Genomic DNA, 14,210 nt, shown 5'->3' on the forward strand with positions numbered 1-14,210 from the left:
GCACCTGTCGACTTCCCTGCCGCATGCCAGCGCCCTAGCGCTGGCAGCACGACTACTACGCGCTTAATTGCCGCCGTTTGCGTCCGGCCCTGCCGGTCTCTCAGTAGTTTCAGGAAAGTTGTACCGATGTCTGCCACCTTCAAATCCACTCCGTCGTTTTGCTGCTCCGCCTCCTGCGCGGTTGCCGTCGTTCGCGCGCACTTCCTGCTGCTGCTAAAGCTACCGATCGGTTGCCGGGCCTAGCGTTACGTGGCCCGTCCGGCAGCCTTCGCCACCGCGCGCCGTCCCCGGCACTTCCGTACCGCACTACCCAGGAGCCACGCAATCATGTTGAGCAACCCCGCCGCCAAATACCGTCCCTTCCCTGCCGTCCAGATCAAAGACCGCACCTGGCCGTCCCACACCATCACCCGCCCGCCAATCTGGATGAGCACCGACCTGCGCGACGGCAACCAGGCGCTGATCGAGCCGATGAGCCCGGAGAAAAAGCTGCGTTTCTTTGAGATGCTGGTCAAGATCGGCCTCAAGGAAATCGAAGTCGGCTTCCCGTCGGCCTCGCAGACCGACTTCGATTTCGTGCGCATGCTGATCGATGAAAAACGCATCCCCGACGACGTCACCATCATCGTGCTGACCCAGGCGCGCGAGGAGCTGATCCGCCGCACGGTGGACTCGGCCGCTGGCGCCAGGCGCGCTGTCGTGCACATCTACAACTCGGTGGCGCCGGTGTTCCGCCGCGTGGTGTTCAACATGTCGCGCGAGGAAATCGTGCAAATCGCGGTCAACGGCACGAAACTGGTGAAGGAACTGGTCACAGCGCATCCGGAAACCGACTGGGGCCTTGAATATTCGCCGGAATCGTTCTCGACCACGGAACTGGACTTCTCCAAGCAGATCGTCGACGCGGTCAGCGCGGTGTGGCAGCCGACGCCGGCCAAACCGATGATCGTCAACCTTCCCTCGACAGTGGAAGCGAGCACGCCGAACGTCTACGCCGACCAGATCGAATGGATGTGCCGCCACCTGGAGCGGCGCGAGTCGCTGGTCATCAGCGTGCACCCGCACAATGACCGCGGCACCGCCGTCGCCGCCGCCGAGCTGGCCGTAATGGCCGGCGCCGACCGGGTCGAAGGCTGCCTGTTCGGCAACGGCGAGCGCACCGGCAACGTCGACCTGGTGACCCTGGCGATGAACCTGTACACCCAGGGCGTGCATCCGGGACTGGATTTTTCGGACATCGATTCGGTGCGCCAGCTGGTCGAGGAGTGCAATGAGCTGCCGGTGCACCCGCGCCACCCCTACGCCGGTGAACTGGTGTACACGGCATTCTCTGGTTCGCACCAGGACGCCATCAAGAAAGGTTTCGCGCGGCAAGAGGCCGATGCGATCTGGGAAGTGCCTTACCTGCCGATCGACCCGGCCGACCTCGGCCGTAATTATGATGCGGTGATCAGGGTGAACAGCCAGTCCGGCAAGGGCGGCATCGCTTACCTGCTGGAACAGGAATACGGCCTGGAATTGCCGCGCCGCCTGCAGATCGAGTTCTCACGGGTGGTGCAGGGCCAGGCCGACGCCAGCGGCCGCGAGATCGCCGCCGCCGACATCCACGCCCTGTTCGCGCGTGAATACCTGGAGCACGAGGCGCCTTACCGCTACCTGTCGCATTCGATGACGGAAAAAAGCAGCGGCGCCGGGCGGGTCCAGGTCAGCGTGGCGGTGGTGCACGAGCAGGTGACGCGCACCCTGCCGGGAACCGGCAACGGCCCGATCGATGCGTTTGTGAATGCCCTCGGCATCGACATCCAGCTGATGGATTACCACGAGCATGCCATCGGCTCGGGCGCGGACGCGCGGGCCGCGTGCTACGTCGAGCTGCGCGTCGCCAATGGCCCGACCTTGTTTGGCGCCGGCATCGACAGCAACATCGTCACCGCGTCGTTCAAGGCGGTGCTGTCGGCGGTGAACCGGCAACTGGCGGCATCGGAGCAGGCCGAGCCGCCAGCCATGGCTGCGTAAACCGTTTTACTTGGTCACCGCCAGCATCGTGCGGTGGCCGGACTTGAAGGTGTATAAGGTCAGCGTGCCGTCGCGGATGTCGCCGTGCTGGTCGAAGGCAACCGGGCCGGTGACGCCCTTGTAGCGGATCTTCGCCAGTTCCGGCAGGTACTTCGCCGGTGCGGTGGAACCTGCCTTGGTCATCGCGTCGGCAAAGGTCATCACCGCATCGTAGGCGTACGGCGCGTTGATCTGCACATCGATGCCAAAGCGCTTCTTGTAGTCGGCGCGGAACTTGTCCAGGGCCGGCTTGCCGGCCGCCTCGACGCCGCCCGCCTCGGCACAGACAACCTGGCCGTCGGCCATGGCGCCGCCCGACAGCTTGACGATCTCGTCCGAGCAGATGCCGTCGCCGCCCATCATTTTCGCGTTCAGTCCAAGCTGTTTCATCTGCCGCAGCATCGGCCCGGCCACGGCGTTCATGCCGCCGAAGAAGATGAGGTCGGGCTTGGTGGCGCGGATCTTGGTCAGGATGGCCGTGAAGTCGGTGGCCTTGTCGTGCGTGAACTCTTTCGCCACCACCGCCGCCCCGCCCTGCTGCTTCAGGCCCTTGACGAACTCGGTCGCCAGGCCCTGGCCGTAGGCGGTGCGGTCGTCGACCACGGCAATGCGGCGCGCGCCCATCTCCTTGACCGCATAGCGTCCCAATGCGCGGCCCAGCTGCATGTCATTGCTCACCACGCGGAAAGTCGTATTGAAGCCCTGCTGGGTGTACTTCGGGCTGGTGCTGGAATGCGAAATCTGCGGAATGCCGGCCGAGTAGTAGATCTTTGACGCAGGAATGGTGGTTCCCGAGGTCTGGTGGCCGACGATGGCGTTGACTTTGGCGTCGACCAGGCGGTGCGCCACGGCGGTGGCCTGCTTCGGATCGCCGGCGTCGTCTTCCGCGACGAGCTCGAAGCGCACCTTCTTGCCGCCGATGACGGGCTTGCGCGCGTTCAGCGCTTCGATCGCCATGCGGGCGCCGTTTTCGGTGTCCTTGCCGAAGTAGGCAACCGGCCCGGTGGTGGCGCCGACGTGGGCGATTTTAACGACTTCCTGTGCCGACGCCACACTGGCGACAGACAGGGCAACAACAGTGGTGAGCTTCTTCATTCTGTCCTCTTTAATAAATTCGTGCGTGACTGCAGCAGTTCAAGCGAAAAATACCCCAGGCTCGCGAGCGGGAAACACAGGCCGGCGACCAGCACGCCGCGCCAGCCCCAGGCCGCAAACACCCAGCCGCCCAGCGCCGAGCCGAGCGCGCCGCCGGCGAAAAACAGCGCCATGTACAGGCCGTTCAGGCGGCTGCGCACCTCGGCGCCAAGCGCAAAAATCGTCCGCTGTCCCAGTACCAGGTTGGCCGCCACGCCCATATCGAGGATGATCGAGGCCAGCGCCAGCACGCCAATGGTCAGCACCTTGCCGCCGCTAATGGCCAGCGGCAAGATAAACGCCAGCACCGCCAGCGACAGCGCGGCCGCGGTGGCCACGCGGGTATGCCCCTGGTCGGCCAGGCGGCCGGCAATCGGCGAGGCAACGGCGCCCGCCATGCCAACCAGCGCAAAAATCGCAATGCCGGTTTGCGACACCTCCAGCCCCGGTCCGGCCAGGGCCATCGGCACCGTGGTCCAGAACAGGCTGAACGCGCCGAACATGCCGGCCTGGTAGAACGCGCGGCGGCGCAAGGCAGGCGTGGCCGCCAGCAGCCGCACCATGGACCGCAGCAGCGCCAGGTAGGCGATGGGCGCGGCCGGCATGCGCCTTGGCAGGCGCCGGCTCAGCACCAGCGCCAGGGCGGCCATCGCCAGCGCGCCCGCCACGAAAATCGCTTGCCAGGCAAAGTGGTCGGCGACCAGGCTGGCGGCCGGGCGCGCCAGCATAATGCCGATCAACAGGCCGCTCATCACCTTGCCCACGACCTGGCCGCGGGTTTCCTCGCGCGACAGGTGGGCGGCGTAGGGCACCAGTACCTGGGCGGCAACCGAGCCCAGCCCGATGCACAGCGACGCGGCCAGGAACACCGCGCCGCTGGAGGTGGCCGCGGCAGTGGCCAGGGCCAGCGCGCTGGCTGCCAGGGCCAGCACCACCAGGCGGCGGTTTTCCAGCAGGTCGCCAAGCGGAACGATGAACAGCAGGCCCAGGCAATAGCCGGCCTGGGTCAGCGTGACGATCAGGCCGGCCGCTCCCGGCGACAGGCCGGTGGCCGCACTGATCGGCCCCACCAGGGTCTGCGCGTAATATAGGTTGGCAACAATCAGCCCGCAAGCGAACGCCAGCAAACGAACCATGCCGGCAGAAATGTCCGGCTGGCCGGCAGGCGCGTCGCGCATGGAAACTCCGATAATGTGCAATGCAACATGATATCGCAACAAAAGAATGCAAGTTGAGCGCCGACGTAATCTGGCCAAACTGCGGTTTTCCACAGTTGCACATGTATCTATTAGCTGGTACAACAACCCCTGCGTCCGGCAGCGCCGAACGCCCATACTTAAAACAGAGCTTAGAGGAAGACACCCGATGAAACTTACACTTTTGCGCGCGGCCGCTTGCCTGGCGTTATTCGGCAGCGCCGCACTGGCCCACGCCCAGACCTATCCGACCAAGACCATCACGATGATCGTGCCGTTCGCCGCAGGCGGACCGACCGATACGGTGGCGCGCCTGGTGGCCCAGTCGATGGGTACCAAGCTCAAGCAACAGATCATTATCGAAAACGTCGGCGGCGCCGGCGGCACCATCGGCGCGGCGCGCGTGGCCAAGGCGGCGCCGGATGGCTACACGCTGTTCCTGCACCACATCGGCCAGTCCACCGCGCCCGGCCTGTACCGCAAGCTGAGCTACAACGCGATCGACAGCTTCGAGCCGATCGGCCTGATTACCGACGTGCCGATGACCCTGGTGGCGCGCAAGGACTTCCCGGCCAAGGACATGAAAGAGTTCCTGGCCTATGTGAAGGCCAACAAGGCCAAGGTCACCTACGCCAACGCTGGCGTCGGCTCCGCCTCGCACCTGTGCGGCATGCTGTTCATGACGGCTATCGGCACCGACCTGACCACCGTTCCTTACAAGGGCACCGGCCCGGCGATGAACGACCTGCTGGGCGGCCAGGTGGACTTCATGTGCGACCAGACCACCAACACCACCAGCCAGATCAAGAGCGGCAAGATCAAGGCCTACGGCGTCACGACCAAGACGCGCCTGGCCTCCATGCCTGACCTGCCGACCCTGAACGAGTCCGGCCTGGCGGGCTTTGACGTGGCGGTGTGGCACGGCCTGTACGCGCCAAAGGGCACGCCGAAGCCGGTCATCGACGCCCTGGCCGGCGCCCTGCAGGTGGCGCTGAAAGACCCGGTCGTCAAGCAGCGTTTTGCCGACCTGGGCACCGAGCCGGTACCGGAAGCCAAGGCCCGTCCTGAAGCCCTGCGCGCGCACCTGAAGTCGGAAATCGACCGCTGGGGCGCGATCATCAACAAGGCAGGCGTGTACGCGGACTAAACTGGTTTCCCGCACAAGAAACAAGCGGCCCATGGCGCCGGCCCTGTTCAAGGGGCCTGCGCCATGGGTGACTACAAAAAGCAATAAGGGGACTGCAGTGCCATCATTCATTCGCCATCCAAAGGACTTTTGGACCGGCATCATCTTTCTATTCTTCGGCCTTGGCGCGATCATCATCGGCCAGGATTACGAAATGGGCACCGCGGGCCGCATGGGCCCTGCCTATTTCCCGAGCGTGCTCGGCGGCCTGCTCGCCTTCGTCGGCGTCATCGCCGTGGTGCGTTCCTTCCTGCGCCCCGGTGAAGCGATCGGCAAGTTCTACATCAAGGAACTGGTCATCATCCTGTCGGCGGTGCTGCTGTTCGGCTTCCTGATGCGCGGCGCCGGCCTGGTGCCTGCGGTGCTGGTGATTGTGCTGCTGAGCGCATTTGCGAGCGCCAAGTTCCGCCTCGCCGAGGCGGCGATGCTGGCCGGCGGCCTGGCGATTTTCGCGGTGGTGGTCTTCGTCAAGCTGCTTGGCTTGCCGATGCAGGCCATCGGTCCCTGGTTTGGTGGATAAGTAGAAAAACATGGAAATTTTAGCTAACCTTGGCCTTGGCCTCGAAACCGCATTCACCCTGACCAACCTGATGTACTGCCTGATCGGCGTGTTCGTCGGCACCGCCGTCGGCGTGCTGCCCGGCCTCGGCCCGATCGCCACCATCGCGATGCTGTTGCCGGCCACCTTCGGCCTGCCGCCGATTTCGGCGCTGATCATGCTCTCAGGTATCTACTACGGCGCCCAGTACGGCGGGTCGACCACCGCCATCCTGGTCAACCTGCCCGGAGAGTCCTCCTCGGTGGTGACAGCGATCGACGGCTACCAGATGGCGCGCAACGGCAATGCCGGCAAGGCGCTGGCCACGGCCGCGCTGGCCTCGTTCTTTGCCGGCACCGTCGCCACCATCCTGCTGGCGCTGTTCGCGCCGCCGCTGGCTGACCTGGCGCTCAAGTTCGGCCCGGCGGAATACTTTTCGCTGATGGTGCTTGGCCTGGTCGCCTCGGTCGTGCTGGCCAGCGGCTCGCTGCTGCACGCGATCGGCATGGTCATCCTCGGCCTGCTGCTCGGCCTGGTCGGCACCGACGTCAATTCCGGCGCCCAGCGCTACACCTTCGACATGCCGCAGCTGGCCGACGGCATCAACTTCGTGATCGTGGCGATGGGCATGTTCGGCATCGGCGAGATCATCCGCAACCTGGAGCATGACGAAACCCGCAACCTGGTGATGAAGAAGGTGTCCGGGCTCATGCTCAACAAGGACGACTTCAAGCGCATCATCGCACCGGTGCTGCGCGGCACCGGCCTCGGTTCGGCCCTCGGCATCCTGCCGGGCGGCGGCGCCATGCTGGCGTCGTTTGCCTCGTACTCGCTGGAAAAGAAAGTGTCGAAGAACTCGGCGCAGTTCGGCAAGGGCGCGATCGAAGGCGTTGCCGCGCCGGAGGCGGCCAACAACGCCGGCGCCCAGACCTCGTTCATCCCGATGCTGACCCTTGGCATTCCGTCGAATCCTGTGATGGCCCTGATGATTGGCGCCATGATCATCCAGGGCATCCAGCCAGGACCGGCAGTGATGACCGAGCAGCCTGCGCTGTTCTGGGGCCTGATCGTCTCGATGTGGTTCGGCAACCTGTTCCTGGTGGTGCTGAACCTGCCGATGATCGGCCTGTGGGTCAAGATGATCATGGTGCCTTACCACCGCCTGTATCCGGCCATCCTGATGTTCTGCGCGATCGGCGTGTTTAGCCTGAACAATGCGGAATTCGACGTCGGCCTGATGGCCTTGTTCGGCCTGTTCGGCTACATCTGCGCCAAGCTCGATGCGGAGCCGGCCCCGATGCTGCTCGGCTTCATTATCGGGCCGATGATGGAGGAATACCTGCGCCGCGCGCTGCTGCTGTCGCACAGCGACCCGATGGTATTCGTGCAGCGTCCGATCAGCGCGACCATGCTGGGCATGGCCGTGGTGGCACTGGCGGTAGTGATGCTGCCTGCGCTGCGCAAGAAGCGCGAAGAAGCCTTCCACGAAGAGTAAGACCGCGCTGGCCAGCTCAGTCCAGGCTGGCCAGTTCCGATTCGGTAAAGCCGGCAAGGCGGCGCGCCGCGATGTTGAACGGTCCCTTCAGCGCCGGGGCGCGATAGCGCGCCGCCAGGACATCGTAGGTGGCGCGCGGTTCCAGCGCGCGCTGGCCGCACAGGTAGACATACCAGTGATTGCCGATCGCAACATGGCCGATTTCATCTTCCAGGATCCGGTCAAGTATCCTGGCAGCCGCCATGTCGCCCGCCTGCGCCAGCTTGGCGCGCAGCGGCGGAATGGCGTCAAGGCCACGCGCTTCCAGGGTGCGCGGCACCAGCGCCATGCGCGCAACGATGTCGCCGCTGGTCTTCTCGACCATTTCCCACAAGCTGTCGTGCGCGCAAAAATCGCCGTAGCCGTAGCCAAGCCCCTGCAGGTGCGCCGATAGCATCGAAAAGTGGATTGCCTCTTCGCGCGATACCCGTAGCCAGTCCGTATAGTAGCCAGCGGGCATGCCAGCGAAGCGCCAGAGCGCATCGAGGGCGAGGTTGGTTGCATTGAATTCGATGTGGGCCAGCGCGTGGATCAGCATTGCCCGCCCTTCCAGGGTTGCCATGGAACGGCGCCCCACCAGGCGCGGCGGCACCAGTTCGGGCCTTGCCGGGCGCCCGGGAATGGTGGCGCCAGCCTCGATGGCTGCGTCGGGATCGAGCGCCAGCGCTCCCGCTTTCCACGCCGCGGCCATGGCCGCCACCTTGTCGGCCTTGACGGCCGGATCCATTTCGAGCAAGCACTGCAGCGCACAGGCGCGAAGTTCACTACCAGACATTATTTATATTCAAGAGTTGCGCACACGGGATTATCGGCTACATTGCCCGTTTCGGGTAAGACGCCGTGTTCTTTGCCATAATGGCAGGACACACTTCGGCCCACCCAAGGCCGTCAAGGGCACCTGAACCAACCACGACTGCGAAAAGGGAAAGTATGCCTAAGAACACCTTACACGCGCTGACCAGGGCCTTGCGCGACCTGCACCGCAGCCTGGTTGAAGTGGAGCGGAACAATTACGAACGCGAATGGGGGCCCGTCGGCGACGGCGGCCAGTTGCTCCAGCTCTTGACCAGGCACCCTCAGTTCGACTGGCTGCGCCAGCTCAGCGAATTCATCGTCGAGATCGATGAGCTGGCAGACCAGCAGGTCGTGACGGACAGCGACGTGCGCGCCATCGCCAGGCAGGCGAACGCCCTGCTGTCCGTATCGGAGGACGACGGCAGCGTTTTCGCGCGCCGTTATGTGGCCCTGCTGCAGGATCATCCGGCGCTGGTGATGGCCCATGCCACTGTCCGCCGGGTGCTGGCGGCGCCGTAAGCGGCTGGCGCGCGCCGCTCAACCTGCATCTCCTGCAAGGAATGGCAAGGCGCGGGCCAGCAGGCGGTCTGGGGCTTCCTCCGGGATATAGTGGCCGCACGGCAGCGCCTCGCCAGACACATCGCTTGCCACCTGGCGCCATTCCGCCAGCGGGTCGAAGCAGCGCTGCACCACGCCCTGCGCGCCCCACAGCACCAGCAGCGGCATCGGCAGGCGCTGGCCGCGCTCCAGGTCCGCCCTGTCATGTTCGAGGTCGATGGTGGCCGAGGCCCGGTAGTCTTCACACAAGCCATGCGCCGCGCCAGGCAAGGCCAGGCAGCGCTGGTATTCCAGCAACGCACGCGGGTCGAACGGCGCCAGGCCGGCGCTGCGGCTGCCCATCACATCGCGCACGTAAGCAGCCGGGTCGGCCTCGATCAGGCGTTCCGGCAACGGCGCCGGCTGGATCAGGAAGAACCAGTGCCAATAGGCGCGTGCGAATGCTTCGTTCGTCTTGCCGTACATGGCGAGGGTCGGCGCGATGTCGAGCAGCACCAGGCGCTGCACGGCGTGGGGATGGTCGGCCGCGAGCCGGTGCGCAACCCGCGCGCCGCGGTCGTGCGCCAGCACGCGGAACTGCGCGAAGCCGAGCGACCGCATTACCTTGAGCATGTCCGCAGCCATGGTGCGCTTGCTGTAGCTGGCGTGCGCGGGGTCGCCGCCGGGCTTGGACGAGTCGCCATAGCCGCGCAGGTCGCAGGCGACGACGGTAAACCGTTCGCACAGCGCGGGCGCTACCTTGTGCCAGATGACATGGGTTTGCGGATGGCCGTGCAACAGCAGCAGCGGTGGTCCGTTGCCGCCAATGGCGGCATGAATGTGCACGCCAGGCGCGACCGGCACCAGCGACGTGCGGAATCCGGGAAACAGTTGGGTTGTCACGTGCGTGGCTCCGCAGGGTTTATGATGCGTGCACCAAGGCTCCAATACACACAGGTAAGTTTAATTCTATCAGGCATGATGACTGTCACGATCAACCCAGCAGAAGTCGAATTTAGCGCCATCCGCGCGCAGGGGCCGGGCGGGCAGAACGTCAACAAAGTGTCGTGCGCCGTGCACGTTCGCTTTGACATCAATGCCTCTTCGCTGCCGCCCGCGGTCAAGGCGCGCCTGCTGGAGCTGCGCGACGGGCGGATTACCCAGGGCGGCGTGGTGGTGCTGAAGGCCCAGCAGTCGCGCAGCCTGGAGCAGAACAAGGAAGATGCGCTGCGCCGGCTGCAGGCGCTGGTCGACAGCGCCGCCGAGGCGCCGCTGGTGCGCAGGCCGACGCGGCCGACGCGCGGATCGCAGCGCCGCCGTCTCGACGAGAAAACCCGCAGCGGGCAGGTGAAGGCCTTGCGGGGCAAGGTCAACGAGTAAATCATTGCCGCAGCATCGCAGCGCCAGGCCCGGCTATTTAGCCAGCTTGTAGCGCTGCTCCCGGTACAGTAGCGATGGCAGGATCACGTGCGCCATGGCGGTATCGACCTGGGCGGCGGAGGGCTTGCCGGGCGCCATCGCCAGCCTTCCGCTGGCCGCGTCGTAGCTGGCTAGCAAGGCGCCCTTCCCTGGCTGCAGGATGGTTGCTGCGGTTCCTTCCAGCCAGGCGAAGTAGTTGCCGAACTGGAGCAGCGCGCGGCCCGGCGTGGTACTGTCGCGCGCAAAATCGCGGCCGATCATCGGATGCTGGCTTGACACGCCGATCAGCGACAGCAGCGTGGGCGCCAGGTCGATCTGGCTTGCGATGGTCGAAATGCGTTTTGGCGTGATGTCTGCGCCGAGAATCAGCCCGGGAATGTGGAACTTCTTGATCGGGACCAGGCTGTTTCCATACACGCGGGTGTCATGGTCGGACACAATCAGGAAGATCGTATCCTTCCAGTAGTCCTGCTTCTTCGCCTCGCGGATGAACTTGCCCAACGCGAAGTCGGCATATTTAACGGCATTGTTGACCGTCGCTTTCTGCGTATCGTGCAAGGCAATGCGCCCGTCCGGGAACTCGAAGGGCTGGTGATTCGACGAGGTAAAAATCAGGCTGAAAAAGGGCTTGCCGCCCTGGTGAAGGCTGTTCAGGCGTTCGAGTGACTTGTCGAACAGGTCCTCGTCCGACGCGCCCCAGCTGCCCTCGAACGCCGGCGACATGTCGCTGCGGTCGACCACCCGCTGGAAACCGTTACCGGTGAAGAAGCTGCGCATATTGTCGAAATGCGCCTCGCCGCCGTAGACAAATTCGGTCGCATAGCCTTCCTTGCCAAGGCCGAGCGCCAGCGTGTAGAAGTTTTGCTGGGCCATCGACAGCTTGACCACGCTGCGCGCCGGGGTTGGCGGGTATCCGGCCACTACCGCTTCGATGCCCCGCACCGAGCGGGTGCCGGTGGCGTACAGCTGCTCGAACCACCAGCCGTCGTGCTTGAGCTTCTCGAGTTCCGGGGTGACGCCGATGCCGCCGAGCGACTCGACAAATGTCGCACCCAGGCTCTCTTGCAGCACGATCACCAGGTTCAGCGGCCGGGCGCGCTGCACTGCCGCTTGCTGCCAATGGAGGGTCGGCAAATCTGCCGAGGTAAATTCGGCGTCCCTCAGCCAGGGCGCCGATTTCACCGTCTCAAAAACCTTCTCGCGCGGGAAGGCGCCGTAGATCTCGGACGAATTCGCCTCCTTGCGCATCGACAGCAGCGCATCGAGCACGGCCCACGGCGAATTGATGACCAGCGAATTGACCATGGCGTCGCCGGTGATGGCAAACAGCGCCGGATTGGCCGGGCGGTGCGCGGTGGTGGAGCGGATCTGGAAGGCCACCAGCAGGAGGACCAAAGGCCAGGTCAGCAATAAACGTTTGGCCGGCCAGGCCACCGAGCGGTCGGCTGCGACGCGCAGTACATAGAAGATCAGAACGCCCAGCAGCACGGAAAAGCCGATGGCGGCGATCACGGTCAGGCGGAAGCCGCCCCACAGCATCGACAGCACTTCTTTCGGGTTCAACAGGTATTCGATGAACAAGCGATTCGGCCGCACATCGAACTGCGTGATGAACTGCGGCGACGACAGTTCCATGAAGACGATCAGCAGCAGGGCAATGGTGGCCCACGACGTGAAAACGATCTTCAGGGTCCGCGCCGGCAACGCCCACGTTAATGGGAGCATCAGCAAGACGGGAATCACGGAGAGATAACCCAGCAAGATCAAGTCGGCGCGCAAGCCCTGCAGCATGACATTGACCAGCATGCCGGTCGCCTCGACCCGCTCCCACTGCCACCCGACCAGCGCCAGGCGCGACAACGACAGCGCCGCCATGCCAATAAGGGTCATCTGCAAGAAGATCGCGTACGGGCCGGCCCATTGAAGGCGCCGCCCGAGCCAGTCGGCTGAATTCTTTATCACGTGATGGACACTTGAATACGGTTGGCCAACGTCACTACTTACCGTTTTGGCGTGACGGCGAAGAGAATATACATGTATGCACGTTGTCTGTGTGATACCAACCGGAAATTTTTTTATAGCCGGGGATGCTAGGCGCGCGCGAACCAGGGAGCCGCCCAGTAATGCCATATCGCCCACCCGGAACCCAGCCAGATTGCAATGACCAGGGCAGCGCCGAGATAGCTGCGTGGTTTCTTGCCTTCGCGCGCCATCCACTCGTCGGCGCGCAACCGGCAGGCCTGGAACACGTCCTCCGGTATCACCCTGATCGCCAGCCAGATCAGGGCCGGCAGCAGCAGGGCGTCATCCAGGTAGCCCAGCACGGGAATAAAGTCGGGAATCAGGTCAATAGGGCTGAGCGCGTACCCGACAACCACGATGCACAGCACCCTGGCCAGCATGGGCGTTCCTGGATGCTTGTAAGCGAACCACAGGACCACGGCTTCCCGTTTGACCGACCTGGCCCAGTTGCGGATTCGTTCCTTGAGTGACATCGCTCATCCTTGATGTTCCGTACCGGTGGTTGAGTCGAAAAAAGGGCGCTCCACGCAAATGGAACGCCCTTTTTCCGGTCTGGCCGGGGAATTAGTCAGTCAAACGATTCCAGCCATGGCGGACGGCAGCCTTGATGCTTTCCCAGATCGAGCCAGGATTGCGCTGAGTCCAGTCAGAGCGAAGATCGGTTTCGACATCCTCCCATGGGCGGTCGCGATATAGTTCGTTTCGGCGCATCTCGCTGCCGTACCTATACGCTGGCGCGATATCGTCATACGACTTGCCCGAACTTGCGAAGTTGCTGTTCCAGTGCGAACGATAATAATCGTCATCATTGGAGCCGGCCAGCTTCTCGACTTCGACTTCAGTATGGCGAAGCGTGTCGCGGATGTGCTCTTCACGGTTGGTGACTTCCTTGCCGATCGTGACTTCCTCGACCACGCGGGCCGATTTTTGCACCACCGCTTCTTCTGCGCTCTCGCGCATTTCGATCGTCGTATCCTTGAATGCGCGGACGTCAGCCGGATCGATTGGCTGGTCGACGGCGCGGCGCTGCACCGACACATGCTCTTCGCGCAGGCTCAGGTCTTCGCTCACTGGTTCCTCGACGACATGCGAGAAGATGCGCACGCCGCCGCGCTGGACTTCGCGCTTGCCGATCTTCAGTTCTTCACGCATGACCGGGATTGCCTGGGTATCGGTCTCGGCGAACTGGCGCGAGCTGCCGGTGGACGTGCCCTGCGACGACATGGTGCCGCTCCCCATGGACGCGCCGCTGCCGGACTGCATCGACATCGACTGCTGCGAGGTTTGCTGCGCGCCGCGCGCCATGGCCGCCGAGCGCATATCGGAGTTGCCGCCCATCGGCATATCGTGATGCTCGTCGATATCGATCGGGCCGTGTGCCTCGACCACGTCTGCCGCGCGTTCGACTTCAGGTTCGCTTTGTGTCGTCACGGTGAGCACGCAGTTGCCGCGCGATACAGCGTCCGAGTACATCGAAGAGCGATCGCTGGAGTCGCTGCCGAACAAGTCGGCGAAGAAATTCTTGATGCTGTCGCCAAAGGACTCATCCTCATCGGTCCTCGTTGCCGAGGTGGTGGCGCCGGTGCGCAAGGTGTCATTGGACAGGCGTACATCGGAGCGGCTAAAGCCGGAAGCCAGCAGGTCATCCATCGCCTTTTGGGCGTCGGTGCTGTTATCAAATACAGCGACTAGGGTATGTTGCATAGTATGGTTCCTCCAGATTAGTTGATGTCCGCAAGACACTGACCATTCTAGTGCCCGATATCGCGAGCACCGTCAGATCACACCGCGCCC

Annotated in this window: 13 protein-coding genes; 6 read left to right on the top strand and 7 right to left on the bottom strand. The window is 63.9% G+C overall.

Translation table 11 applies throughout. The annotated features are described in order from the left end of the window. Positions 1-324 precede the first annotated feature (324 nt). Positions 325-2,016 carry a 2-isopropylmalate synthase gene (leuA, locus tag LMJ30_RS08150; RefSeq protein ID WP_229431993.1) on the top strand — a complete coding sequence of 564 codons (1,692 nt, stop codon included), beginning with the start codon at positions 325-327 and terminating at the stop codon, positions 2,014-2,016. Between the two features lie 6 nt (positions 2,017-2,022). Here the strand turns inward: leuA and LMJ30_RS08155 are convergent, their stop codons facing one another. Continuing rightward, the gene (locus LMJ30_RS08155; protein WP_229431845.1) at positions 2,023-3,150 is read right to left on the bottom strand and encodes a branched-chain amino acid ABC transporter substrate-binding protein; all 1,128 of its coding nucleotides are present in this window, start codon (positions 3,148-3,150) and stop codon (positions 2,023-2,025) included. Continuing rightward, on the bottom strand, positions 3,147-4,367 hold the full coding sequence (locus tag LMJ30_RS08160) for an MFS transporter (protein ID WP_229431846.1): 1,221 nt from the start codon (positions 4,365-4,367) through the stop codon (positions 3,147-3,149). The genes LMJ30_RS08155 and LMJ30_RS08160 overlap by 4 nt, the downstream gene beginning before the upstream one ends. A gap of 187 nt (positions 4,368-4,554) precedes the next feature. On the opposite strand from LMJ30_RS08160, the gene LMJ30_RS08165 reads away from it, so the two are divergent. The 3 genes from LMJ30_RS08165 to LMJ30_RS08175 all read left to right on the top strand — a co-directional run bounded on the left by LMJ30_RS08165 (position 4,555) and on the right by LMJ30_RS08175 (position 7,604). After that, on the top strand, positions 4,555-5,532 hold the full coding sequence (locus LMJ30_RS08165; protein ID WP_229431847.1) for a tripartite tricarboxylate transporter substrate binding protein BugD: 978 nt from the start codon (positions 4,555-4,557) through the stop codon (positions 5,530-5,532). Between the two features lie 97 nt (positions 5,533-5,629). Next, complete coding sequence (locus LMJ30_RS08170) at positions 5,630-6,091, top strand: tripartite tricarboxylate transporter TctB family protein (protein WP_229431848.1); 462 nt, start codon at positions 5,630-5,632, stop codon at positions 6,089-6,091. A gap of 10 nt (positions 6,092-6,101) precedes the next feature. Further along, positions 6,102-7,604 (top strand): tripartite tricarboxylate transporter permease, encoded by a 1,503-nt coding sequence (locus tag LMJ30_RS08175; RefSeq protein WP_229431849.1) that lies wholly within the window; start codon positions 6,102-6,104, stop codon positions 7,602-7,604. Between the two features lie 16 nt (positions 7,605-7,620). Here the strand turns inward: LMJ30_RS08175 and LMJ30_RS08180 are convergent, their stop codons facing one another. Beyond that, positions 7,621-8,370 (bottom strand): ferritin-like domain-containing protein, encoded by a 750-nt coding sequence (locus tag LMJ30_RS08180; RefSeq protein ID WP_229431994.1) that lies wholly within the window; start codon positions 8,368-8,370, stop codon positions 7,621-7,623. 203 nt (positions 8,371-8,573) lie between these two features. On the opposite strand from LMJ30_RS08180, the gene LMJ30_RS08185 reads away from it, so the two are divergent. Continuing rightward, positions 8,574-8,957 carry a hypothetical protein gene (locus LMJ30_RS08185; protein WP_229431850.1) on the top strand — a complete coding sequence of 128 codons (384 nt, stop codon included), beginning with the start codon at positions 8,574-8,576 and terminating at the stop codon, positions 8,955-8,957. A gap of 18 nt (positions 8,958-8,975) precedes the next feature. On the opposite strand, the gene LMJ30_RS08190 is transcribed toward LMJ30_RS08185, so the two are convergent. Next, positions 8,976-9,878, bottom strand: a complete 903-nt coding sequence (locus tag LMJ30_RS08190; RefSeq protein ID WP_229431851.1) for an alpha/beta fold hydrolase — start codon at positions 9,876-9,878, stop codon at positions 8,976-8,978. Positions 9,879-9,956: 78 nt separating this feature from the next. Between LMJ30_RS08190 and arfB the strand changes: the two genes are divergently transcribed. Next, the gene (arfB, locus tag LMJ30_RS08195) at positions 9,957-10,355 is read left to right on the top strand and encodes an alternative ribosome rescue aminoacyl-tRNA hydrolase ArfB (protein WP_229431852.1); all 399 of its coding nucleotides are present in this window, start codon (positions 9,957-9,959) and stop codon (positions 10,353-10,355) included. A gap of 33 nt (positions 10,356-10,388) precedes the next feature. On the opposite strand, the gene LMJ30_RS08200 is transcribed toward arfB, so the two are convergent. The 3 genes from LMJ30_RS08200 to LMJ30_RS08210 form a co-directional block, all read right to left on the bottom strand. Then, positions 10,389-12,356, bottom strand: a complete 1,968-nt coding sequence (locus LMJ30_RS08200) for an LTA synthase family protein (RefSeq protein ID WP_229431853.1) — start codon at positions 12,354-12,356, stop codon at positions 10,389-10,391. A gap of 128 nt (positions 12,357-12,484) precedes the next feature. Then, entirely contained in the window at positions 12,485-12,889 is a 405-nt protein-coding gene (locus LMJ30_RS08205; RefSeq protein ID WP_229431854.1) for a YkvA family protein, read from the bottom strand. Between the two features lie 91 nt (positions 12,890-12,980). After that, a complete protein-coding gene (locus tag LMJ30_RS08210) occupies positions 12,981-14,120 on the bottom strand; it encodes a DUF2382 domain-containing protein (RefSeq protein ID WP_229431855.1) in 1,140 nt (379 codons plus the stop codon). Between the last annotated feature and the right edge of the window lie 90 nt (positions 14,121-14,210).

Origin of the sequence: Massilia agrisoli, assembly GCF_020831365.1 — a bacterium.
Classification (GTDB): domain Bacteria; phylum Pseudomonadota; class Gammaproteobacteria; order Burkholderiales; family Burkholderiaceae_D; genus Telluria_A; species Telluria_A agrisoli.